Source organism: Serratia marcescens, assembly GCF_001902635.1.
Taxonomy (GTDB): domain Bacteria; phylum Pseudomonadota; class Gammaproteobacteria; order Enterobacterales; family Enterobacteriaceae; genus Serratia; species Serratia marcescens_F.
Genome location: NZ_MJAO01000011.1, coordinates 31607 through 54397, shown reverse-complemented (window position 1 = coordinate 54397; position 22791 = coordinate 31607). Strand labels below are relative to the sequence as shown.

18 protein-coding genes are annotated in these 22791 nt (G+C 62.1%); 13 read left to right on the top strand and 5 right to left on the bottom strand.

All coding sequences use genetic code 11. The annotated features are described in order from the left end of the window. The first annotated feature begins 8 nt into the window (after positions 1–8). The 7 genes from BHU62_RS12665 (at position 9) to BHU62_RS12635 (ending at position 7788) form a co-directional block, all read left to right on the top strand. Positions 9–2510 (top strand): fimbria/pilus outer membrane usher protein, encoded by a 2502-nt coding sequence (locus tag BHU62_RS12665; protein ID WP_171971320.1) that lies wholly within the window; start codon positions 9–11, stop codon positions 2508–2510. 24 nt (positions 2511–2534) lie between these two features. Then, a complete protein-coding gene (locus BHU62_RS12660) occupies positions 2535–3281 on the top strand; it encodes a molecular chaperone (protein WP_073532331.1) in 747 nt (248 codons plus the stop codon). Positions 3282–3292: 11 nt separating this feature from the next. After that, the gene (locus BHU62_RS12655) at positions 3293–3904 is read left to right on the top strand and encodes a fimbrial protein (protein WP_073532330.1); all 612 of its coding nucleotides are present in this window, start codon (positions 3293–3295) and stop codon (positions 3902–3904) included. Positions 3905–3918: 14 nt separating this feature from the next. Continuing rightward, positions 3919–4923, top strand: coding sequence for a fimbrial protein (locus tag BHU62_RS12650; protein WP_073532329.1), 1005 nt, complete (start codon positions 3919–3921; stop codon positions 4921–4923). A gap of 17 nt (positions 4924–4940) precedes the next feature. Beyond that, positions 4941–5480 carry a fimbrial protein gene (locus BHU62_RS12645; RefSeq protein ID WP_073532328.1) on the top strand — a complete coding sequence of 180 codons (540 nt, stop codon included), beginning with the start codon at positions 4941–4943 and terminating at the stop codon, positions 5478–5480. A gap of 109 nt (positions 5481–5589) precedes the next feature. Next, a complete protein-coding gene (locus BHU62_RS12640) occupies positions 5590–6213 on the top strand; it encodes a LuxR C-terminal-related transcriptional regulator (RefSeq protein ID WP_073532327.1) in 624 nt (207 codons plus the stop codon). An 81-nt stretch (positions 6214–6294) separates the two neighbouring features. After that, the gene (locus BHU62_RS12635) at positions 6295–7788 is read left to right on the top strand and encodes a PLP-dependent aminotransferase family protein (RefSeq protein ID WP_073532326.1); all 1494 of its coding nucleotides are present in this window, start codon (positions 6295–6297) and stop codon (positions 7786–7788) included. Here BHU62_RS12635 and BHU62_RS12630 read toward each other — a convergent pair. After that, positions 7785–8699, bottom strand: coding sequence for a DMT family transporter (locus BHU62_RS12630; RefSeq protein WP_073532325.1), 915 nt, complete (start codon positions 8697–8699; stop codon positions 7785–7787). The two genes, BHU62_RS12635 and BHU62_RS12630, sit on opposite strands and share 4 nt — an antisense overlap. Positions 8700–8991: 292 nt before the next feature. Between BHU62_RS12630 and BHU62_RS12625 the strand changes: the two genes are divergently transcribed. The 4 genes from BHU62_RS12625 (at position 8992) to BHU62_RS12610 (ending at position 15874) form a co-directional block, all read left to right on the top strand. Continuing rightward, positions 8992–10248 (top strand): SrfA family protein, encoded by a 1257-nt coding sequence (locus BHU62_RS12625; RefSeq protein ID WP_073532324.1) that lies wholly within the window; start codon positions 8992–8994, stop codon positions 10246–10248. Further along, positions 10248–13193 carry a virulence factor SrfB gene (locus BHU62_RS12620; RefSeq protein WP_073532425.1) on the top strand — a complete coding sequence of 982 codons (2946 nt, stop codon included), beginning with the start codon at positions 10248–10250 and terminating at the stop codon, positions 13191–13193. Before BHU62_RS12625 ends, BHU62_RS12620 begins: the two co-directional genes overlap by 1 nt. Next, positions 13190–15370 carry a virulence factor SrfC family protein gene (locus tag BHU62_RS12615; protein ID WP_073532323.1) on the top strand — a complete coding sequence of 727 codons (2181 nt, stop codon included), beginning with the start codon at positions 13190–13192 and terminating at the stop codon, positions 15368–15370. Before BHU62_RS12620 ends, BHU62_RS12615 begins: the two co-directional genes overlap by 4 nt. 93 nt (positions 15371–15463) lie before the next feature. After that, positions 15464–15874 carry a VOC family protein gene (locus BHU62_RS12610; protein ID WP_073532322.1) on the top strand — a complete coding sequence of 137 codons (411 nt, stop codon included), beginning with the start codon at positions 15464–15466 and terminating at the stop codon, positions 15872–15874. A gap of 35 nt (positions 15875–15909) precedes the next feature. Here BHU62_RS12610 and BHU62_RS12605 read toward each other — a convergent pair whose 3' ends face one another. The 3 genes from BHU62_RS12605 to BHU62_RS12595 form a co-directional block, all read right to left on the bottom strand. Then, positions 15910–17232 carry an FAD-binding oxidoreductase gene (locus tag BHU62_RS12605; RefSeq protein WP_073532321.1) on the bottom strand — a complete coding sequence of 441 codons (1323 nt, stop codon included), beginning with the start codon at positions 17230–17232 and terminating at the stop codon, positions 15910–15912. 32 nt (positions 17233–17264) lie between these two features. Continuing rightward, complete coding sequence (locus BHU62_RS12600) at positions 17265–18305, bottom strand: GNAT family N-acetyltransferase (RefSeq protein ID WP_073532320.1); 1041 nt, start codon at positions 18303–18305, stop codon at positions 17265–17267. 302 nt (positions 18306–18607) lie between these two features. Further along, on the bottom strand, positions 18608–19291 hold the full coding sequence (locus BHU62_RS12595) for a Crp/Fnr family transcriptional regulator (RefSeq protein ID WP_073532319.1): 684 nt from the start codon (positions 19289–19291) through the stop codon (positions 18608–18610). Positions 19292–19453: 162 nt separating this feature from the next. Between BHU62_RS12595 and BHU62_RS12590 the strand changes: the two genes are divergently transcribed. Together BHU62_RS12590 and add are read left to right on the top strand one after the other, a co-directional pair. Continuing rightward, positions 19454–20407, top strand: a complete 954-nt coding sequence (locus tag BHU62_RS12590) for a nucleoside hydrolase (protein ID WP_073532318.1) — start codon at positions 19454–19456, stop codon at positions 20405–20407. Between the two features lie 26 nt (positions 20408–20433). Then, positions 20434–21417 (top strand): adenosine deaminase, encoded by a 984-nt coding sequence (gene add, locus BHU62_RS12585; protein ID WP_236720673.1) that lies wholly within the window; start codon positions 20434–20436, stop codon positions 21415–21417. Between the two features lie 8 nt (positions 21418–21425). Here the strand turns inward: add and BHU62_RS12580 are convergent, their stop codons facing one another. Then, the gene (locus BHU62_RS12580) at positions 21426–22625 is read right to left on the bottom strand and encodes an NAD(P)/FAD-dependent oxidoreductase (RefSeq protein ID WP_073532316.1); all 1200 of its coding nucleotides are present in this window, start codon (positions 22623–22625) and stop codon (positions 21426–21428) included. Positions 22626–22791 lie beyond the last annotated feature (166 nt).

Genomic DNA, 22791 nt, shown 5'->3' with positions numbered 1-22791 from the left:
GACTTGCCATGAGTGATTATGCTATGACGTCATTACTGACACGGAAACACCTACCTCTCCTCGTCATTCTATCTTTCCTCTGGGTGCGTCCGGCATTTTCCGCCACGGAGTTCAATACCGACGTTCTGGACATCGGCGAGCGCAGCAAAGTGGATCTTTCACGTTTCTCCGACGCCGACTACGTCATGCCCGGCGCTTATTTGCTGGACATCAAGATCAACCAGAAAACGCTGCCCCAGCGCAGCATTCAGTATTTCCCGTCGCCGGATAACAAAAGCGGCAGCCAGGTGTGCCTGCCGCCTGACCTGGTGGAAAAAATGGCGCTGAAAGAAGAAGCGGCCAAAAAGGTCACCCTGTGGCACGACAACCAGTGCGCTGACATTCGCGGCATCAAAGGCGCGACCGTCTCCGATCGCATCGGCGGCGGCGTGCTGGCGATCACCATCCCGCAGGCATGGATGAAATACTCCGATCCCGACTGGACGCCGCCCGAGCAGTGGGATGACGGCATCCCCGGCCTGCTGCTGGACTACAACCTGAGCGGCCAGTTAGGCAAGCAGAACCACAACAACAACACCGCCCAGAACCTGAGCAGCTACGGCACGCTGGGCGCCAATATGGGCGCCTGGCGCCTGCGCGCGGACTACCAGGCCAATTACAATCAGCAGGCCGGCGATCGCAGCACCGGTTTCGACTGGAACCAGATCTACGCCTATCGCGCGCTGCCGATGCAGGCCGCCAAGCTGACGCTGGGCGAGATCTACCTCGACTCCGGGGTGTTCGACGCCTATCGCTTCACCGGCCTCAACCTAGCCAGCGACGAGCGCATGCTGCCGCCCAACCTGCAGGGCTACGCGCCGGAAGTGCGCGGCATCGCCAAGAGCAACGCCAAGATCACCGTCTCGCAGGAAGGCCGCACGCTGTACGAAACCACCGTGCCCGCCGGGCCGTTCGCCATTCAGGATCTCAACCGCTCGGTGCGCGGCAAGCTGGACGTCAAGGTGGAAGAGCAAGACGGCACCGTCTCGACCTTCCAGGTGGATACCGCCACCATTCCGTACCTGACCCGGCCGGGCTACGTGCGCTACAACGTGGCGCTGGGCAAAACCTCGGCCTACGACCACCGCACCCAGGGGCCGCTGTTTTCCGCCAGCGACTTCTCCTGGGGGCTGAACAACGCCTGGTCGCTGTATGGCGGGGCGCTGCTCGGCGGCGACTATAACGCCTGGGCGCTCGGCCTCGGCCGCGATCTGAACGTGTTCGGCGCCATGTCGCTGGACGTCACCCAGTCGATCGCCCGCCTGCCCGGCGAACCGACCGCCAGCGGCATGTCGTTCAAGCTCAACTACGCCAAACGCTTCGACAAGCTGAACAGCCAGATCAACTTCGCCGGCTACCGCTTCTCGCAGCGCAAGTTCATGAACATGTCGCAGTATCTGCAGGAGCGTTACGGCGATTACGACAAGAATTACAACGGCCGCCAGAAAGAGCTGTACACCATCACCGCCAGCAAAACCTTTATGGCGGAAGACAGCGCCAAGGCGATCACCGCCTATCTGACCTACTCGCACCAGACCTATTGGGACGCCAGAACTCAGGATCGATATGGGCTGTCGACCAGCAAGCTGTTCAGCGTTGGCGATATCAGCAACATCACCGCCTCGCTGTCGGCTTACCGCACCTATTACCAGGGCCGCACCGACGACAGCATCATGCTCAACTTCACCGTGCCGATCGGCGATCGCCGGCGCGTCGGCTTCGCGCTGCAAACCAGTAACGGCGACGTCACGCAGACCGCGTCGTACAACGACTACAGCGATCCGGACAATACCTGGCAGGTCAGCGGCGGCGTCAATCAGTCCGGCAAATCGCTGGCGCGCGGGTACTACACCCATAACGCTTCGTTTGGCTCGCTGAACGCCAGCGCCTCTTACCAGCAGGACAGCTACTCGTCGATCGGCGGCTCGTTCCGCGGCGGCCTCACCGCCACCCGGCACGGTATCGCGGCGCACCAGAACTCGAGCAACGGCGGCAGCCGCATGATGCTCGACACCGACGGCATCGCCGGCGTGCCGATCAACAACGGCCGCGCCTACAGCAACCGTTTCGGGCTGGCGGTGATTTCCGACATTACCAGCTACTACAACACCGACACCCGCATCGACGTCAACAAGCTGGCAGACGACGTCGAGGCCACTCGCGCCGTGGTGCAAGGCACGCTGACCGAAGGCGCCATCGGCTACCGCCACTTCGAGGTGGTGAAAGGCAGCAAGCTGCTGGCCACCATTCGCCTGGCGGACGGCAGCGAGCCGCCGTTCGGCGCCGCGGTGCTGAGCGAGAAAGGCCGCGAGGTCGCGGTGGTCAACGACGGCGGCTCGGTCTACCTGACCGGCGTGCAGCCGGAGGAAAAGCTGGACGTCGCCTGGGAAGGCCAACGCCGCTGCCGCATCGTGATCCCAGGCGCCGCCAAGCCGCTGGACCAGCTGCTGCTGCCGTGCGCCACCCTGTAATCCGTAACGCTGAGAAATAATGACATGAACAAACACCCGATAACGCTACTGACCGCCGCCGGCCTGGCCCTGAGCGCCGTACTGCCCACCGCCGACGCGGCGATATCGCTGGATCGCACGCGCGCCGTCTATGTGAGCGACGCCAAATCGATCAGCCTGAATATCGTCAACGAAAACAAAGAGCTGCCTTTCCTGGCGCAGTCCTGGCTGGAGAACGAGCAGCACCAGAAAATCACTTCGCCGCTGGTGGTGCTGCCGCCGTTGCAGCGCGTGGAGCCGAGCGAACGCAGCGTAGTGCGCATCACCAAGACGCCGGAGACGGATCGCCTGCCGCAGGATCGCGAGTCGGTGTTCTACTTCAACCTGCGCGAAATTCCGCCGAAAAGCACCAAAACCAACGTGATGCAGCTGGCGCTGCAAACCCAGATCAAGCTGTTCTACCGGCCGAAGGCCATCGTCGCGCCCAAGGGCCAGGTGTGGCAGGAAAAGCTGGTGTTCCGTAAAAGCGGCGGCGCCGTCACCGTCGACAACCCGACGCCGTTTTACATCACCCTGACCGGCATGACGCGGCAGACGCAAAAACAGGGAGGCGGCGCGATCGGCGGTTTTCAGCCGCTGATGCTGAAGCCGAAATCCAGCGAAAACCTCAAGCTGCACGACACCGGCATGAACAGCTTCGTCATCACCTACATCAACGACTACGGCGGCCACCCCGAACTGCGCTTCGCCTGCAACGGCAACGTTTGCACCGCCGTGCCCGAGAAAAAATAAGGAGGTCCAGCATGGCTGAATTCACCGATCGACTGCGCCCGCTGCTGCTCGGCGCACTGCTGTGCGGCGGCAGCGCGCTGGCGGCAACGCCGCTGGGCGTGATCGAAGGCACCACCGGCACCGTCAGCTTTCACGGCGGCCTGCTCAGCTCCCCCTGCAGCCTGACGCCGGACAGCCGGGATCAGTCCGTCGATCTGGGCGACGTCAGCGCACGCGACTTCCGCAACGCCGGCGATCGCAGCGCGCCGGTGCGTTTTCGCCTCTCGTTCCGCAACTGCCTGCTGGGCGCGCGCGCGTTGGCAGATAACCCGGCCGGCCCGCGCAACGGCGACGCCAGCCGCTTCTATCTGCAGGGAGAGCAGGCCGCGACGCTGGTGTTTCTCGGCGAAAGCGACGTCGACAACCCGTCGCTGCTGAAGCTGAACGGCGGCGTGCAGGGCATCGGCCTGCGGCTGCAAGACCAGCAGGGCCAGGCGCTGGAGCTGAATCAGCGCAGCCGCCCCTACATTCTGCAACCCGGCAGCAACACCCTGTGGTTCAGCGCCAGCGTGGAATCCACCCAACGGGCGGTGATGGCCGCCGGGTTCGCCGCCGTGGCGCACATTCAGGTGATTTACCTGTGAGGCTCGAGAACGCGATGAAAACGCAACTGACCAAACTTTGCTTGCCGCTGGCGATCGCGCTGGCGGCTCCCGCCGCCTGGGCCAACGGCTACGTCACGCCGGACGGCGGGGCAAAACCGTTCTATATCGATCTGAATCAAAGCAACATCACTAACCAAGTGGGATTCACCAAAGTGTTTCCCTATTCATTAGGCGGTACCTATACCGGCAAGGCTTACTGCGATACGCCGATCCCCAGAAGCCCGCACTTTTACAAATCGGACTCGGCGCTCCCCCCGTCCAGTTATGGCAACGGCTTCTTGCAGTTGAACGACTTCCTGGATTTAAAGGCCGAGGTGTGGATTGCAGGCAATAAGAAGGCCTATGTCACCGTGCCTTTTTACAACGAATCCAACGACTATCCCAATCACAGCTGTACGCCGCCCTATGTGCAGGTCAACAACTATGAAAGCGGCTCCAAAGGCAAGATCACCTTCCGGGTGCGTAAAAAGATCATTAACGGCGTCGAGATTAACGATCGGCAGATCATCGAGATGTTCGGCCGCCTCGGCTCGACCGACGGTGGCTTCGGCCCCAACCCGATGGCGCAGGTGTTCATCCAGTCCGCGATCCTCTACGTGCCGGATAAATGCGTGGTGAACGAAGGCCAGTTGATCAACGTGGAGTTCGGCGAGATCGGCGGCAGCGATCTCAACGGCTCGAACTACCCGCAAAGCATTCCGGTGCGCTTCCAGTGCGAGGGCGGCAGCTTCGAGGACGGTACGCTGAACATCAAGCTGGCGGTGTCGGGCACGGCGGCCGCCTTCAGCAACGAGGTGTTCAAAACCGACAAGAACGATCTCGGCATCCGGCTGACGCACAACGGCCAGCTGGTTATCCCGAATGAGTTTTACCCGGTGCCGAATATCGGCAACGGCGGCTCCTGGAACCTGGTGGCGGCACCGTTCGCCAACGGCGGCGCAGAGATCGGCGAAGGGGAATTCAACGCATCGGCCACCATCGTGGCGGCATTCCAGTAACCGAGGGAGGAACGAAAATGCGTCTACGCGCTTTAGCGCTGCTGAGCTGCGTGCCCTGGTGGTTTACCGCCATACCGGCGACGGCGAACACCGAGCTTATCGGCGCGCCGGTACAGTTCCACGGCACGGTGGTGAGTCGCCCGTGCAATATCGAACCGCAGTCCGCCGATCAGCTGGTGGAGATGGGCACGGTGATCGTCAAAACCCTGTACCGCTACGGCCACACCACGCCGGTGCCGTTCAGCATCAAGCTGACCGACTGCAAGACTACGGTGTTCAAATCCGTCAGCGTGACCTTCAGTGGCACCGAGGACGGAGAACTGCCGGGCAAGCTGGCGATCAACAACGGCGCGAACGGTGCCGCCATCGCCCTGTTCGATCATCAGGGAGCGGACATCGATCTGAATAAGGCCACCAGCGCCGTGGCGTTGCAGAACGGCCCCAACAGCCTGAACTTCACCGCCTACGTGCAGGGGCGGCCGAGCGCGATTCAAAACCAAAGCATTACCGAAGGCGAATTCACGTCCGTCGCCAATTTTGTGCTGGCGTACCAATAAGCCCCGCACCGTCCCAGGGAAATCAGGAAAACGACCGGCGCGCGATCGCCGGCAATGGGCCGTCACCGTTCGCTCCGGCGCGGTGCAGCGGCCTTTTAAGGAGTCACCCATGCCAGATATTCGCTTCACGCTGTTCGACAGCGATAACTTCTACCAGCAGGGGCTGCGTCTGCTGCTGCAGGATTATCTGCACTCCCTGAACGAATGCCAGCGCCTGTACCCGCAGTTCGCGCCGTTGGCGCTACAGGCGCTGGATAACATCGAAATCGTGTTCCGCACGCCGGAAGAGCGCTGGGGCTGCGCCTGTTGCTACCAGAGCCCCTACGGCACCCCGCGCCAGCGGCAGCTGACCCTGCTGATCCTCGACGACACGACCCGGCAACAGGAGAAAAATCTGCCGCCGCTGTTCAGCATCCATCGGCGCGACTCGGCCTACGCCATCCGCCTCAAGCTGCAAATGGCGTTGGAGAAATTCACCCAGCATCCGTGGATGGCGCTGCACGCCGCCGGCATGTGGAAATGCCAGGCTTGCCGCATCGCCGCGCTCAGCACCTGCGAAAAAAAGGTGCTGGGATTGATGAGCAGCGGCATGTCCGCCTGCAGCATCGCCGGCCTGCTGCAGCGCAGCCAGAAAACCATCAGCGCCCATAAGCGTTCGGCGATGCGCAAGCTCAACGTGCGCAAAAACAGCGAGCTGAATAAGGTGCTGCTGAATCAGCGTGGGCTAAGCTGACCGACAACGGACTCGCGAGCGCTGCAAGAGTGGTTTACTCTGAATGCTCATTTTCGCACTGTAAAGCGAGCCGGAATCCACATGCCCAGAACAGCCAAAGTCGTTGACGTCCCCGCCATCGGCGAGCTTGACCGCCAGGCGGGGCAGCTTAGCCACCAGCTGGCGCAGGCCCTGCGCCAGGCCATCCACCGGGGCGATCTGAAAGCGGGCGATCTGCTGCCCTCGACGCGTCGGCTGTCGACGGCGCTGAATCTGGCGCGCGGCACGGTATTGGAGGCGTTTGCCCAGTTGACGGCGGAAGGCTTCCTCGAACCCCAGCCCGGCTCCGGCACCCGGGTCGCCCACTATCAGGCGCCGCGCCGCACCCCGCGCGCCGCCGTGCAGGCTGACCCGCCGAAGGCGATTCCGCTTTCATCGCAGGCGCAGCATTTGGCGCGTTTTGCCGCCCAGGCGCGGGCATTGCCGCCGGTGCCGTTCACCGTATCGGTGCCGATCGGCGATACCGCGCCCGACGATGTCTGGCGGCGGCTCGGCAACCGCATCCGGGCGCGCGGCCCCGGCGCCCCTTCGGGCTATGGCGATCCGTTGGGGGCACTGCCGCTGCGCGAAGCCATCTGCGACTATGTGCGCCGCTCCCGCTCCGTGAACTGCACGCCGCAGCAAATCCTCATCACCTCCGGCACGCAACAGGGGCTCTATTTGGCCGCGCAGATCCTGTTGGACGCCGGCGACAGCGCCTGGGTGGAAGACCCCGCCTACGCCGGCATTACCGCCATTTTCGACAGCCTGTTCCGCGATCGGCACATGGTCAGAGTGCCCGTCGCCGACGACGGCATCGACGTCGCCGCCGGCGTGCGCCTGGCCGCCGACGCCCGCGCCGCCTTTGTCACGCCATCGCACCAATACCCGCTGGGCATGCCGATGAGCATGGCGAAAAGAAGCGCCCTGCTGGCCTGGGCCAGAGAGCGGCAGGCCTGGATCGTGGAAGACGATTACGACAGCGAGATGCGCTACGCCGGCCACCCGTTCCCTTCGCTGCAGGGGTTGGCGCCCGACCGGACGCTCTACCTCGGCACCTTCAGCAAGGTGCTGTTCCCTTCGCTGCGGCTGGGTTACGCCATCGTGCCACCGCCGTTGGTCGACGCTTTCTGCGGTGCCAGGATCCTGATGGATCGCCATCCGCCCAGCGCGGATCAACACGTGCTGGCCGCCTTTATCGCCGAAGGGTATCTCGACCGGCATATTCGCAAAATGCGCGGCGTTTACGCGGAGAAGCGTCGGGTACTGCTCGAGGCGATCAGCGCGCATATCCCCGCTGAGCTGGCGGTGGTGCAGCCCTGCGATCAGGGCATGCACATGGTGCTGTGGTTGAGGAAAGATCTCGACGACGTGCGGGTCGCCCAGTGCGCCAACGAAGCCGGATTGGCGCTGCGGGCGGTGTCGCCGATGTATGCGCCCGGCCACGGTGAGCCAGGCCTGGTGCTGGGGTTGGGCGGTTACGCCGACCGCCAGGTGCAGCAGGCGGTGGAACGGCTCGGCGAAGTGATCCGAGCCTGCGCCCTCAACGGTGTCTAGCGGGAAAAGCGTTTGGCGCCGAATACGCAAACCACCACGCCGGCCATCACGGCGATCATCATCGGCTGGACGGTCTCCTGCAGCAGCCAGCCCGCCAACGCCAGGCCGAAGAACGGCTGCAGCAGCTGCAGCTGCCCGACGGCGGCGATGCCGCCCTGTGCCAGGCCGCGATACCAGAAGATAAACCCGATCCACATGCTGAACACCGAGACGTAGACCAGCGACAGCCAGGCGGCACCGCTGACGACGGGCCAACCGGCCGGCGCCGCCAGCCACGCGGCCGCCAGCGTCAGCGGCAACGCCACCACCAACGCCCAGGAGATCACCTGCCAGCCGCCGAGCCGGCGTGACAGCACCGCCCCTTCGGCATACCCCAGGCCGCACAGCAACACCGCCCCGACCATCAGCGCATCCCCTTGCCAGGCACCGCCGCTCCCCTGGCTCAGCGCGAACGCGCCCACCAGCGCGGCACCGACGCCCGAAAAGGCCCAAAAGGCGGGCTTGGGCCGTTCCCCGCCACGCAATACGCCGAAACCGGCGGTCGCCAGCGGCAGCAGACCGATATACACCAGCGAATGTGCCGACGTGGTGTGCTGCAACGCCAGCGCCGTCAGCAGCGGAAAACCGATGACCACACCAAGCGCCACAAACAGCAACGGCAGCCAATCGGCCCGCGTTGGCCGCGCCTGGCGGGTGACCAACAGCGCGCACAGCGCCAGCAAGGCGGCGATCGCCGCCCTGATCGCCGTCAGAAACAACGGATCAAGTTCCAGCACCGCCACCCGGGTGGCGGGCAGCGAGCCGCTGAAGATAATCATGCCGAGGAAGCCGTTCATCCAGCCCTGAGCCGAATGCCCGGCGGCGGGATGTGCAGGGGTAACAACGAGAGTTTTTTCAGACTGACTGTCCATAATGCGAACGCTCCGCACGCCTGAGGCATACCGAAGTCGGCAACCCGCGAGGCGATGTCATAGTGAAAGAGAACATCATTCCCCGGCGTCACTCGCCGGGGCCGCGTCCTATTTTTCAGAGAAAGCGGTTCAGAGACAGGTCCAGATAGCGAGATTTTCACTGTGCCGGTTAGAAAAGCACGCCACTAACGCCAAAGAAGGGCGTTTTTCGGGCTGTCCTTGGCCGTTTGGCGCCTCCTTCTGCGGGTTATCATGGACTTTTATGCGTTTTTGCAGAACAGGACAAGGTGCCGTGGTGAAACCCTTCTTACGCAGTGGCAGTTTGGATGATGTGCTGGCTTTAGGTGAAAACGGGCAACCGGTCTACGCCTGTGCACAGCAACTGCGGGAAACCCTGCGTCTTCGCCGGCAGCAGCAGGCCGCCGACTGTCTGGCGATCCCTCAGCCGAACGAAAGCGGCACCCGCATCGACTGGTACGCGCCCTTCCCCGGCAAGGTCGTCTCCTGGCTGGCGGCGAGCGACGCCCAGCGCACACAGGCGGTACGCCATTTAGAGCACTGCCTGACGACCTTCCGCAGCCTGACAGAACAAGCCCAGGCGGCCGAGCACCCCAGCCACCGCCTGTTCGGCGCGCTGCTGGCCAAAGCGATGCACATGCCCGATCCCAACCACGTCTACCTGGTGGACGACCGGCCGGTACTGACCTTTTGGGGCTTTATCAAGCCGCAGGCGCAAACCCCGGACGATCCTTTGGCCTGTCTGCGCCCGGCAGAATCGGCGGCGGAAGTGGAAAAACCGACGCCGATCGCCGCCGCCCCGCGCAAGCCACCGGTCGCCGAGCCGGAAAAAACCGCCCCGGTAGCGGAGCCTGAACCGGTTCCCACCCCCGCCGCGACCATCGAGTCCCCTGGCGACGCACGCCCTGATCGGCGCCACGTTATCGGGATCTGGCTGCTGCCCACACTGCTGCTGGGCGGCGCTCTGGCCGTTTGGTTGAACCGTTCGTCGGCTCCGCCAGCACCAGAACCGCCACCGGCGGTCGTAAAAACGCCACCTGCGCCGCCGGAAAAAACCGCTGCGCCGTTGCCAACGCTGCGCTTGCCGCTGGCGCACGCGACGCTGATGCCGCCACCACCGGTGCCGGTCATCCCGCAGCCGATGGACAAAAATGCGCTGGTGCTGCCGCCCGAAGCGGTGAAGGCCGGTTCCACCCGTTTCCTTAACGGCAAATGGCGCGCCACGGTGGCGCTGAAAGATCCGATCACCGGCAAGCGCCCCAGCCTGCAATATCGTCTGAACGACGGCAAAGGCAGCGCCGTCATCGCCTACGGCGACGGCGTCAGTTGCCGGGTGGCGGTCGAAGCCGGGCTGATGCAATCCGGCAATCTGGTGATCAACAGTCGTACCAAAGCGCGCTGCAGCGACGGTAGCCGCTACCAGATCCCGGAAATCGTCTGCCGCCAGGGCGAAACCGGCGCGGCGGAGTGCACCGGCCGCTACGATGCGGACACCACCTATCCCATGACGTTCAAGCGCGAGAGTAAATGATGCTGGCACCCCTTACGGACTACAAACACGGCATTACGCTGATTCAGGACAGCGGCATTCAGTTTCTGGACTTTGCCCTGGCGCCGCAGCTGGACGCCGAGTTTCCCGGCAAATTCGTGCGCAAGACCGCCAGTGGCCCGTTGCTGCGTCTGCAATGGGAGGCCGAGAGCGGCAAATATCAGCTGCCGGCCGAAGGCGGACAAACCGCCGAAGTGGTGCGGCCGGAGTTCAGCTATCCGCTGCAACAGTCGCTGCGCCTGCTGGATAAACTCTGGCTGCCGTTGCCCTTCTTGCGCCACACCCCGGCGGGCCTGTTTTTGTCGGGCCCGGACAACTGGGCACGCCTGCAGGTGGTGCAGTTGGATGAACCGGATCAGGATGGCAACCTGCTGCGCGTGGTGCTGGCCTTCGACACCCGCGGCGCGGCGCCCGGCCAAGAAGCACTGGCGCCGGGCGAAAGCGATCTCGGTACCGATCTCCGCTTCGCGCTGGCTCACCGCAACCACGAACTGGGCGAGTTTCTCGATCTGACCTGGGTGGACGGCTGGCTGCGCGAGGCTTTCAGCCGGCGCGCCGCCGAGCGGGAGCTGCGCGCCGAGGCGGAGATCAACGCCGGGCTGAAAACCTTCGAGTATCAGGCGCACTACCTCAATCTGCTGCACATGCTCGGCCACCAGCTGGCGGTGCCGCAGATAAAAATGGTGGCGGCAACGCTGCAGCAACCGGCGATCGACGTCGATCTGGTGCTGGACGTCGGCAACTCGCACACCTGCGGTGTGCTGGTCGAAGATCATCCGGAGGAGAGCAACGGCCTGAAGCAAACCTACGAGCTGCAGTTGCGCTCGCTGTCCGAACCGCACCGCGTCTACAACGAACTGTTCGAAAGCCGGGTGGAGTTTTCTCAGGCCGTCTTCGGCAAGCCGCATTTGTCGTTCCAGAGCGGGCGCGACGACGCTTTCCAGTGGCCGTCCATCACCCGCGTCGGTCGCGAAGCCGCACAGTTGGCGCAGCGGCGGGCGGGCCATGAAGGCACCACCGGCATTTCCAGCCCGCGCCGCTATCTGTGGGACGAGGAGCGCTACGCCCCCGGCTGGCGCTTCAATGAACGGCAGGAGCCGATGGCCGCCGCCGCGCCGTTGACCACGCTGATCAACGATGAAGGCGTGCCGCTGTCCGCCCTGCCGACGTCGCAACGGCTGCCGGTGTTCGCCGCCCATTACAGCCGCAGCGCGGTGATGACCCTGATGCTGACCGAGCTGCTGGCGCAGGCGCTGATGCAGATCAACAGCATCGCCCAACGCAGCCGCATGCCGAACGCCGCCGCGCCGCGCCGTCTACGCGCCATCATCCTGACGCTGCCTTCGGCGATGCCGAAGCCGGAGCGCGAGATCTTCCGCCGCCGCATGCAGGAGGCGATCGGGCTGGTGTGGAAAGCCCTCGGCTGGCACCCGCAGGATGCGCCGTTCGACGGCGCGCGCACCCGCTTCCCGGTGCCGCAGGTGCAAATGGAGTGGGACGAGGCCACCTGTGGCCAGATGGTTTATCTGTACAATGAAACCCAGGTGAACTTCGCCGGCCGCACCGACGCCTTTTTCGCCGCCATGGCCCGACCGGATCGGCCGCTGGCGCCGGACGAGCAGCCGGGTAAAACGCTGCGCATCGCCTCCATCGACATCGGCGGCGGCACCACGGACCTGGCGATCACCCACTATTCGCTCGACGACGGCGTGGGCAACAACATCAAAATCAATCCGCGCCTGCTGTTCCGCGAGGGCTTTAAAGTCGCCGGTGACGATATCCTGCTGGACGCCATCCAGCAGTTTATCCTGCCCGCCGTGCAACAGGCGTTCGAAACCGCCGGCGTGAACGCCGCCGCGGCGCTGATGGACAAACTGTTCGGCAACGAAGGGCGCATGGACGGGCTTTCCACCCTGCGTCAGCAGGCCGCATTGCAGATTTTCATGCCCGCCGGGCGCGCGCTGCTCAGCGCCTATGAAGAATACGATCCACTGGACAGCCGGGCGGAAATCGCCGCCAGCCTGGGCGATCTGCTGCCGCAACCGCCAACGCCGCAGGTGCTGGCGTTTATCAACGGCGAGGTGCAGCGCGAAGCCGACAGCGACGCCTTCGATATTCTGCACACCCCGCTGGTGATCCGCCTGGCCGACCTGCACGCCGCCTTCTTGTCCGATCGCATCGGCATCGGCCGTTGCCTGCGCCTGCTGGCTGAAGTGGTGGCGCTGTACGCCTGCGACGTGCTGCTGCTGACCGGCCGCCCGGCACGCTTCCCCGGCGTGCAGGCGCTGTTGCGCCATCTGCAACCGCTGCCCGCCAGCCGCATTCTGCCGCTCGAGGGCTACCACACCCGCAGCTGGTACCCGTTCAACAAACGCGGCCGTATCGACAACCCCAAATCCACCGCGGCGGTGGGCGCCATGCTGTGCCTGCTGGCGATCGACCTGCGGCTGGAGAGTTTTTACTTCAACGTCGGGGATTTCCAACCTTATTCCACCATTCGCCACCTGGGCATGTTGGACGGCAACAACATGCTGGCGGACGATAACGTCTATTACCGCGACATCGATCTGGATCGCGCCGACTTTACGCTCGATCCCGCCGGCAGCTTCCAGCTGCGCGGCCCGCTGCGCCTGGGCTTCCGCCAGCTGGACAACGAACGCTGGCCGGCCTCGCCGCTCTATACGCTGACCATCAATGACGCCCAGCTGGCACGCAAGCTGGCCGGCGACGCGGTGATCAGCCTGCGGCTGGCCATCACCGCCAGCGCCGAACAGGGCGCCGAAAGCGTCGAGATCGCGCAGGCGTTACTGGCCGACGGCAGCCCCGTCCCGGCGCATCACCTGCAACTGAAACTCAATACCCTGGCTGCCAGCGCCTCTGGCGCGACCCACTACTGGATAGACAGCGGGAGCATTTACCCACGATGAAACCCACCACCACCGGCCAATCGGCCTCGAACCACGCGCTCAGCGCCGGCATTTTGCAGGCGATCGACTGGGTGTCCGCCGCACGCCGCCAATCCGTTCGCCTGGAGCAAGAAGCGGATCGCCTGACGCTGCGCCTGCGCCGTTGCCATAACCGCGCCCTGCAATTGGCCGGCGCGCAACCTGACCAGGTCGCGATCGGCCTGTACGGCCACAACGCCGCCGCCAAGGCCCACCTGCTGGCGGCGCTGGCCCCCGGCGCAGAGCGGTTGCACGCGGACGCCGCGCTGGCGGTGCGTTACTGTGCCACGGCGCCGTCGCCGTGTGCCGAGTATCCCCTCACTCTCGCCCTGCTCGATGAAACGCAGTGGCTGGCCATCACGATGGATGCCGCCGCGATGGGCGGCTTCCGCCTGGACTGGGACGCCCGCGCAATCGCCGGCCACCTGCACGCGCTGACGCGCCACCGCCAGACGATCGCCATCGACGGCCTCAGCGACAACGACGTGCTGGCGCTGTGGGACAGCCGGCGCCGCCACGGCGGCAAAGAGCAACAGACGCTGGACAGGCACTTCTGGCCGCAGGCCGTGGCGCTGGCACCGCAGCTGAGCATCGACGATCGCGCGCGCCTGTTTGCGCCGCTGTGGGGAGAGGAGGCGACGTTGACCGCGCGCTATCGCCAGTTGGCGCACGCGAGGCATACCCTCGGCGATAGCCGACAGGTTCATGCCCCGCGCCGTGCGTTGACGCTGCTGACCGCGAGCGCCGCGCCGGAAAACGCCACAATCGTCGTGATGACCGAACGAGGCGACGAACGGGAGATCGCGCTGAGCGACCTGGCTTGGCTGACCGCCGAAGTGACCACCCCCCTGCCGCAGACGACGCCAACGGGCCTGCCCGCCGACGTGGCGCTGATCGATCTGCCCGGCAGCCGTATCTGCCCGCAGGCGGAGCCGACACAGCGTCTGCAACAGGCGAAACGCGCCCATTTGCTGACCCGCTGCGCGGACGGCCTGCACGCCAACCTGCTGTTGGTGGCCGATGCGGCCGCAACGCCGCAGGACGCCGCCCGCGTTGGCCGGGCGCTCACCGACTGGGTCAACCAAACCCAGGGAGAAACCCCGGCGCTGCGCCAGCGCCGCAAACCCGGCCTGATCTGGGCGATCACACCGTTCGACCAACGCCGGGAAGGCAAAGCACGCCCCGACGACGCCGTACAGCGTCAGGTCGGCGAACCCGGCGACAGCTGGGCCACGCTGCTGGCACTGGATGAACAGGACTGTCGGCGCATGGTGAGCTACCTGACCGCGCAGGCGCGCCCGGCCCAGAAGCAAGCGCGCCTGCGCGAACAGCGCGAAGAATTGCAGCGCGAGCTGACGGAAAGCCTGCTCGGCAACTGGCTTACCGCCACCGATCCACACGCGACGCAGCAACGCGGCCAACAGCTGCTGCGTGCGCTACAGATGCAAGCCGGCAGCCACGGCGAACTGCTGGAGCGGCTGCTGCCCCAACGCGATACGCTGCGCCAGCTTTATCAGCAACAGCAACACGCCACGCCGGCACCGGCGGCAACGCCTGCGCCGTTCGGGCTCGACATCGATCTGTTCGGCGCGCCGGAGGCCCCGGCGCCCGGCGAGCCCCCCGCGTCGCCCTTTGCCGCGCGGGTATTCGCGGATTGGATCAACCATCTGCGCAGCCTGCCGGACAGCCGCCAACTGCTGGACCTGCTCGGCGTCGAGAAGCCGCACCTCGAACTGCTGGTCGATGCGCTGATTGGCGCCGCTTGCCGCCTGCCGCTCGGCGATGAACTGGCGCGCGCGCTGTGTGCCGGGGGCTTGCCGGAGCAGGGGGAGGATCGGCAAATCAGCCAGGCGCTGGCGATACTGGGCGACTTCGTCGCCTGGCTCGGCTTCCAGCGGCGCGACGCAGCAACGCGCCCCGAAAGCCGTGTCAATCCCGGCCAGCCGATCTTTACCCCGCCGCCACAGCCGGCGGTGGACTGGAGCAGCCAACAGCGGCTGACCCGGCTGGCGCCGACGCCGACCAAAAATACCGCGTTTTATATCTATGACTGGCTGATCGGCCTGCAAGCCCTGCTGGCGGAGAATGCGGCGACGGAAAGCGCGCTCGGCGAGGCGCAACGGGCGGCGCTGGAGGAGATCGTGGCGACTCTGCGATAAACGGCGGCTCTGGCGGCAATAGGGGGCGGAAACAGGATAAATCGGGCGTTGCCGGTTATGCTAAGAGTAACGCACCGATCCAGGGAGAGAGTCATGCCCCCTTTCAGCCTGAAGAATATCGATCATGTGGTTTTGCGCGTCTGCGATCCGGCAAAAAGCCTGCTGTTTTATACCCGCACGCTGGGTTGTGAAATCGCCAGGCAGCGGCCCGACCTGGGACTGGTGCATCTGCGCGCCGGTTCGGCCATGATTGACCTGGTTGACGTCAACGGCACGCTGGGGAAACAGGGCGGCGAGCCTCCCGATCCCCGCAGGCAAAATGTCGATCACGTCTGTCTGCGCATCGATCCGTTCAACGAGGAGGATCTGTTAGCGTATCTGCGATCGCAGGGGATCGACGCCGCCCGCGCCGAAACCCGCTACGGCGCGGAAGGTGAAGGGCCGTCCATTTACCTCAGCGATCCGGACGGCAACCGCGTGGAACTTAAAGGGCCGGCGCAGTGAACGTGATTCCGCCGGCCTGTGCCCCCTGGCTCCACCTAGCGAAAATGCCGGCGCACGATGCTCACGCTCCGCCGATCCTCAGGCATCTCGCCACCGGGGCCGCCTGGGCCGCTTCCCCTTTCCTCAACGTCGCGTTCACCGGCTAACAACGCCAATCGCTCGTACAGATCCAGAAGCCAACGGCGATTGGCTTCATCTTCTTGCATACTGTTCCATTGCAGATACGTCGAGACAAAAAATAGCCCTTGCGCCTGACAAGAGACGTCGGGGAAACTCTGTTTGCCTCGCCAAACCAGCAAGGTCATCCCTTCTTTGGCCGGTTGCGCCGGCAAGCAAGCATCCAGAATCGCCGCAACCTGTCGAATGCGATGAGTGATGATGCCATCGCCACCCACACGCTGGCCCGACCGTATCCTGACGTAGCGCTGATAGAGTTCATCGGCATTGCCGTGGCCGGCCTTGGCCAACACGGTGAGCAAATTGTCGGGAATATTTCGGATCAGCGCCATCTGCAGAGCGGCGCCTTCCTCTTCGCTCTGCGCGAATGCGATCGTGTTCAGCGTAAGCGTCCGCGGGCTATTTTCTTCCTGACGCGAAATCGCGATCATAATTTGCAAACGCGTATCCCAATTATCCCCCTCGATAATCTCCAACAACAGTTCCAGCGCGTGATAGGGCAGCTGATAAGCCTGGTTGACGACCGTCAAGGACAGCGGGCAGCACTTGAGGTAGAACCGCACCACCACACAGAAGGCATTAGCTCCCATCCCCTGCGCGGCCCAAAACAGCGGGGAATTTTCACTTTCACTGGCGTGGTGCAACTGGCCGTCGGCCGTGACCAGATCTACCGCAACAATATTTAACACGCCCATTCGCCCCCTGGAGGGTAAATGGCTCCCCATCCCCCCGGCGAGCAAAAATCCGCCGATCGCGGCATGTTCCTCATCACCGATAGGAAAAGTCAGCCCCTGTTTTTCCAGGCGGTGATTTAATTCCCGGCAGGAGAGGCCCGGCCCCACCATCGCCAGCGCGTTATCGACATCAAGAACACAGTCGCGCAAAGCGGAAATATCCAAAAAGATACCGTTGCCGCGCACAACATCGTGGCCGTAGCTGTATTCACCCATCTTGATGCTCAAAGGATGGCGGTATTGCGCGGCAAAACGCACGGTTGCCATGACATCCTCCACCGTTTCGGCGCGGACGATCATTTCCGGCAACCGCTGCACCACCGGCTGGCTGCCCGCGGACTGGCGCAACCATCCGGCATATTCCGGGTGATAACGCGATCGCACACGCCCGGACAATTGGTGGACAAAACGGCGATAATCATCGGCACAGCAGGCATTATCTTGCATAGATCGCTCCATTACGGGATTAGGCCGTTTCATTACTGTACGGTCGCGGGATTAAGCCGATCGCTGGTGATGGCGTACAAAGGTTCGGGCCGGAAACCCAGGCGGGTTTTGATTTTCTCATTCAGCCGCCCCCCTTCAACGCGAGTGAAACCGTTTTCAAACGCATAGCGATAAGCCTGAGCAAAGGCAAGCGTGTAGGGGCTGAACTCCACCAGATCGTAACGCATGCCGGCGGACCAGATATGCAACGTCTCTTCCTGTTCGAAACAGATGACCCCGCCGACCAATTGTCCCTGCTGCTCAACCAGAGAAAGCCGGATAAGATCGCCGCATAAACGACTGAAACGGGATAACGGTTCCGCCGGAAAATACTGGGGGGTGCCGAGGCGAGCGGTCGTTTGATGGCACAGGTCGGTCAGTTGCTCCAGACGCCGATCAAAAGGCGGCGCAAGCATCGACAAGGTGCAACGATTGGGGTCGAATTTGCGCAATTGTCGCCGCATTTCACGCCGCCCATCGGCGGGCAGCTTTTCGACAAAATGATCAAAATCATCGAACTCCGTCAAATCGATATACCAGCGATCCAGCATGAAATTGACGTTCAGCCCCAACGCATCGGCATGTTGCCGCAGGTCGGGATCGCGCACGTTCAGCAGGCCAAAATAACGCGCGCCTTCTTCCTCGGCCAGTTCACGCAGCCGGTTAAACAAAGCCGCATGCAATTCAATCGAGGCCTGTCGGCTGGGTATCATGCTGTCATAGCAATGCATGATATGGCTGAATAATCCGGTATCGTTGCCCTGATCATAAATATCCGCATGCTCGGCCAAGCGTTTGAAAGGGTCGACTACCGCCAAATCCTGCAAATAAACAGGAAGTAACGCCAATAATCGCCCATGAGAATACGCCGCCAGATAATAGGTTTTCTTTACCGCCAATAACGGGGATTGCTCCGCCGCCAACAAAAAACGCCAGTCATAAAATACCGTACCTTTTCTATGCGAATGCAGCCGATGATATTCCTCCTGCGGCACCTGGTAAATTGACGAGTAAATATTTATCGTGATATCCATCTACGCCCCCAGTATTTAACGTAACCTTTGACCATGCTTATAAAAAACAGACTCAGACCAACAAGAAAAATAATCAACTGCGCGAGATCGTCACTGAACCCGAAGGTATCCCCGCCCCATCCATATAGCAGGGCTAACACACATTTTTATCATGGGTATATCATGTATAGATAGAATACGACAAAAGCACAAATCAATATCAATAAATATCGTTAACTCAATACAGAGAAATAATAATTAACGGAATTAATAACACTGATATTCATTAGCCATAAAAAAAGCCTACTAACGCTTGCCAGCGTTCAATAGGGTGACCTCATTTTGCATTCGGACAGCCGTTGGTTATCCATCACCTGCAGCGATTTGTTTTTAAATTGAATAATGCCGTCCACCTCAAGCTGCGCCAACGCGCGGCTCAGCTGCCTGACTGAGATCCCTAATCTGCCCGCCAACAGTTCTCTGTTTTCGAGCCGAATCAGCGCCCCTTCATTTTTCATTTTAAATAACAAAAGCTTTCGCAACTTATATTCCGCCGTTAAACCGCCGTGCGCATGCAGCAACGAGGCGTTAAGCAGTTTGTTGCTCAGCTGCCGGCACATGAAGGAGAGGAAAACGGGATCGTGCATGGCCTGGGTTTTGACTACGTCGGCCGGCAGCGTGAAGAGCAGCGCGTCCGTCAATGCCTGAACGGTGCTGAACATCACCCGCTGCGTCTGGCAGAACAGCTCCAAATCGCCTATCACGGAAAAGTCCGTTTCGAAAGAAAAGACGATGTGCCTGCCGTTCACATCATAGTTCTCAACCTGCAATTTTCCCTGCACGAGAAAAAACAGATGGGTAAAACCATCGCTTTGCGTCACCAGGCATTCGCCGGCCTCGATCCTGCCCAGACGCAATGCGGCCACCAGCGCCGGTGACAGCACCGTTTGCAGGTTATGCGCCGCGATAAGCGCTTCTTTTATCTTGCTGTCACCGACCGTTATCATGCCTATTCGCCCCGTGAAGTTAATCCTACTGCCGCCGCCCGCGCTTTTCTTCAATCACACACAAGATAGCCAATGCGCTTTGCAATGAAAAAGGACATCTGGCCTTTTTCACCCTGAGCCGTGTGGGTATGTTCTCCAGAAAACCAATCAGGAGAGAGTGCTATGCGACATATTTTGATAGACACCGATACCGCTTCCGACGATGCCGTCGCGCTGCTGATGGCGTTGCGCGAGCCTGGCGTAAACGTGGAAGCAATCACCACGGTCGCAGGAAACTGCCCGCTTGAACAATGCGTCAAAAACGCGCTTATCTGCGTCGAAAAAGCGGGAACCTATGCGCCCCCGGTTTATGCCGGCATGGCGAAGCCGCTCTTCCGAACGCGTTATCACTCGCACCATATACACGGTGAAGACGGCATGGGCGATATGGCCTTGGCCGATCCGCGCCTGACCGCAGAGCCCACCCATGCCGTGGACGCCATCATAGACTGCGCCGCCCGGTTTAATGGCGAGCTGGAAATCGTTACCCTCGGGCCGCTGACCAATCTCGCGATGGCGGTGCTGAAAGCGCCCGCGCTGTCAGAGCAGGTAAAGAGCGTCTATGTCATGGGCGGTTCCGGGCTGACGCCGGGCAATATCACCCCACTGGCCGAATTTAATTTCTACGCCGACGCCGAGGCCGCACATCTGGTCCTGAATGCCGGGCTGCCGTTAACCCTCGTCGGCTGGGAAATCGGCATGGGAGAGGCGTTTATTGGCGAGCAAGATATTGAACAATTGAACCACCTCGGCGAGCTGGGGCGGTTTACCGTGCGCTGCAATCGTGCGCTGATGACATTCAACGCCGGGCGCACCGAGCGCAAAGGGTTTGACTTGCCCGATCCGACCACCATGGCGGTGGCACTTTACCCGGACATCGTCGAGACCAGTCTGGAGGCTTATTCATGGGTAGAATATAAAAGTGAAAGTTCTTACGGCCATTACGTCATCGATTCTACTCACCTTACCGGCAAACCGGCCAATGCGCAGATCGTCACCCGCATTAAAACCGGCGTGTTTAAAGAAAAACTGTTCTCGCTGTTATCTCACCGCGAATTAAATAAGTGGCCATCATGACTTTCGATCCGAGAGAATTAAACAAGGTGGAATTACACGTCCATTTAGATACGTGTTTAAGCTACCACTATTTAAAAAAGATCGACCCGCAAATAACAAGAACGGCATTTAATCGGCAATTTGTCGCGCCGAAGACATGCGCCGATCTGGGGGATTTTTTAAGCAAAATAGCGCCGCAGATCGCGCTTCTGCAAACGCAGCAGGCGATTGCGTTAGCCGTCGATGATCTCTTCGCGCAGCTGGCGGCGGATAACGTCATCTATGCAGAATTGCGCTTTGCGCCGCTGCTGCATACCCGGATGGGATTAACCGGCGAGGCGGTGGTCGAAACGGTGATCGCCGCCATGCATGACGCCTCGCGAACTTACGGCATCGGCGCCGGGCTGATCCTGTGCACGCTGCGGCATTTCGACGCGGCCGCCAGCCTGCAAACGGCCGGGTTGGTGGTTAACTTTCTGGGCCGCGGGGTGGTCGCGCTGGATTTGGCCGCCGACGAGGCGCGTTACCCGCTGACCAACCATGTGGCGGCCTTTCGCGCGGTGCGCGAAGCCGGCGGGAATGTCATCGCCCACGCCGGCGAGGCGAAAGGCGCCGACAGCGTGCGGGAGACGCTGGATCAACTGCGGGTGTCGCGCATCGGCCACGGCGTCAGAAGCATCGAGGATGCTGCGCTCGTCGAGCGCCTGATAGCCACCGGCGTCCTGCTCGAGATCTGCCCCAGCTGCAATCTCACCTGCAATCTGTTCGACAGCATCGACGATCACCCGATAGACCGGCTGAAAAAGTTAGGGGTCCGGCTGAACGTGAATACCGATGCGCGCACCGTCGCCGATACCACGCTGAACAAAGAGTATTGGCTGTTGCATGACGCCTTCGGTTGGAACGATGAGGATTTTAACCGCTGCAACCGACAGGCGCTGGAAGCGAGTTTTCTCGACGGCGATACTAAAATAAAATTAATGAATAAGCTCAATGCCGGGCCAAGGCGACCCGGCACGTTTCAAGACTGAGCGACCTTTTAACGCCCCTGCGCCGCCAACGCCTGGGCACAGGCCCAGGCCGAGCTCCACGCCCACTGGAAGTTGTAGCCGCCCAACCACCCGGTCACGTCCACCACTTCGCCGATAAAGTAGAGCCCCGGCGCCTTGTGGGCTTCCATTGTCTTGGAGGAAAGCTCATGGGTGTCGACGCCGCCAAGCGTCACTTCTGCCGTGCGGTAACCTTCGGTGCCGTTCGGCTGCACGCGCCAGTTCTGCAACAGATCCACCAGCGCCGCCTGCTGCGGCGCATTTAGCTGCTTCAGCGTCGCCTCCGGCAGTTGTCCCAACGTTTGCAGGCATTCCACCAACCGCTTCGGCAATTGCAACGCCAGGGTGTTTTTCAGGCTTTGGTTCGGGTGCTGGCGCCGTTGGTCATCCAGGAAGGCCGCCAAATCTAGCTCAGGAAGTAAGTTAACGCTCACATACTCACCCGGCTGCCAGTAGCTGGACAGCTGCAGCACCGCCGGGCCGGACAGGCCGCGATGGGTAAACAGGATGCTTTCGCGGAAGCTGACACCGTTCTCGGCGGTGATCACCGCCGGCACCGAGACGCCGGACAGCGTCTGTAAATGTTCCAACAACGGCTTATGCAGGGTAAAAGGCACCAGCCCGGCACGCGTCGGCAGCACCTTGAGGCCGAACTGCTCCGCCAGCTTGTAGCCGAACGGCGACGCCCCCAGCCCCGGCATGGACAATCCGCCGCTGGCCACCACAAGTGAGCGAGCACTCACTTTTTCGCCATTCAGCGTCAGCTCGTAGCCATGTTCGCTTTTCTCCACGCCCAGTACTTCGCTGCGCAGACGCATCGTCACCTGGCCCAGCTCGCACTCTTTGACCAGCAGATCCACCACCTGTTGCGCCGAGTCGTCGCAGAACAGCTGCCCCAGCGTTTTTTCATGGTAGGCGATGCCGTAGCGGTTGATCAGATCGATGAAGTCCCACTGGGTGTAGCGCGCCAGCGCCGATTTGCAAAAATGCGGGTTGTTTGACAGGTAGGCCGCCGGTTCGGCGTACAGGTTGGTAAAGTTGCAACGCCCGCCGCCGGACATCAGGATCTTGCGGCCCGGTTTTTTGCCGTTGTCGAGCAGCAACACGCGGCAACCGAGTTGCCCCGCCTGCGCGGCGCAAAACATGCCGGCGGCGCCCGCCCCAATCACTACGACATCAAACTGTTCCACCTGAGCCTCTCTTATCAAAACCACAATCGCGACAAAAGAGCGCCATATTACGCCGTTTCGCCGCCGGTCACCGCTAAATTCACGGCGGCAGATTGTAAAGCCCCCGCGCCGCCAACGCCATAGTAAGAAAATATTACAGAGGTCAGAGGAGAATAACGCGTTGATA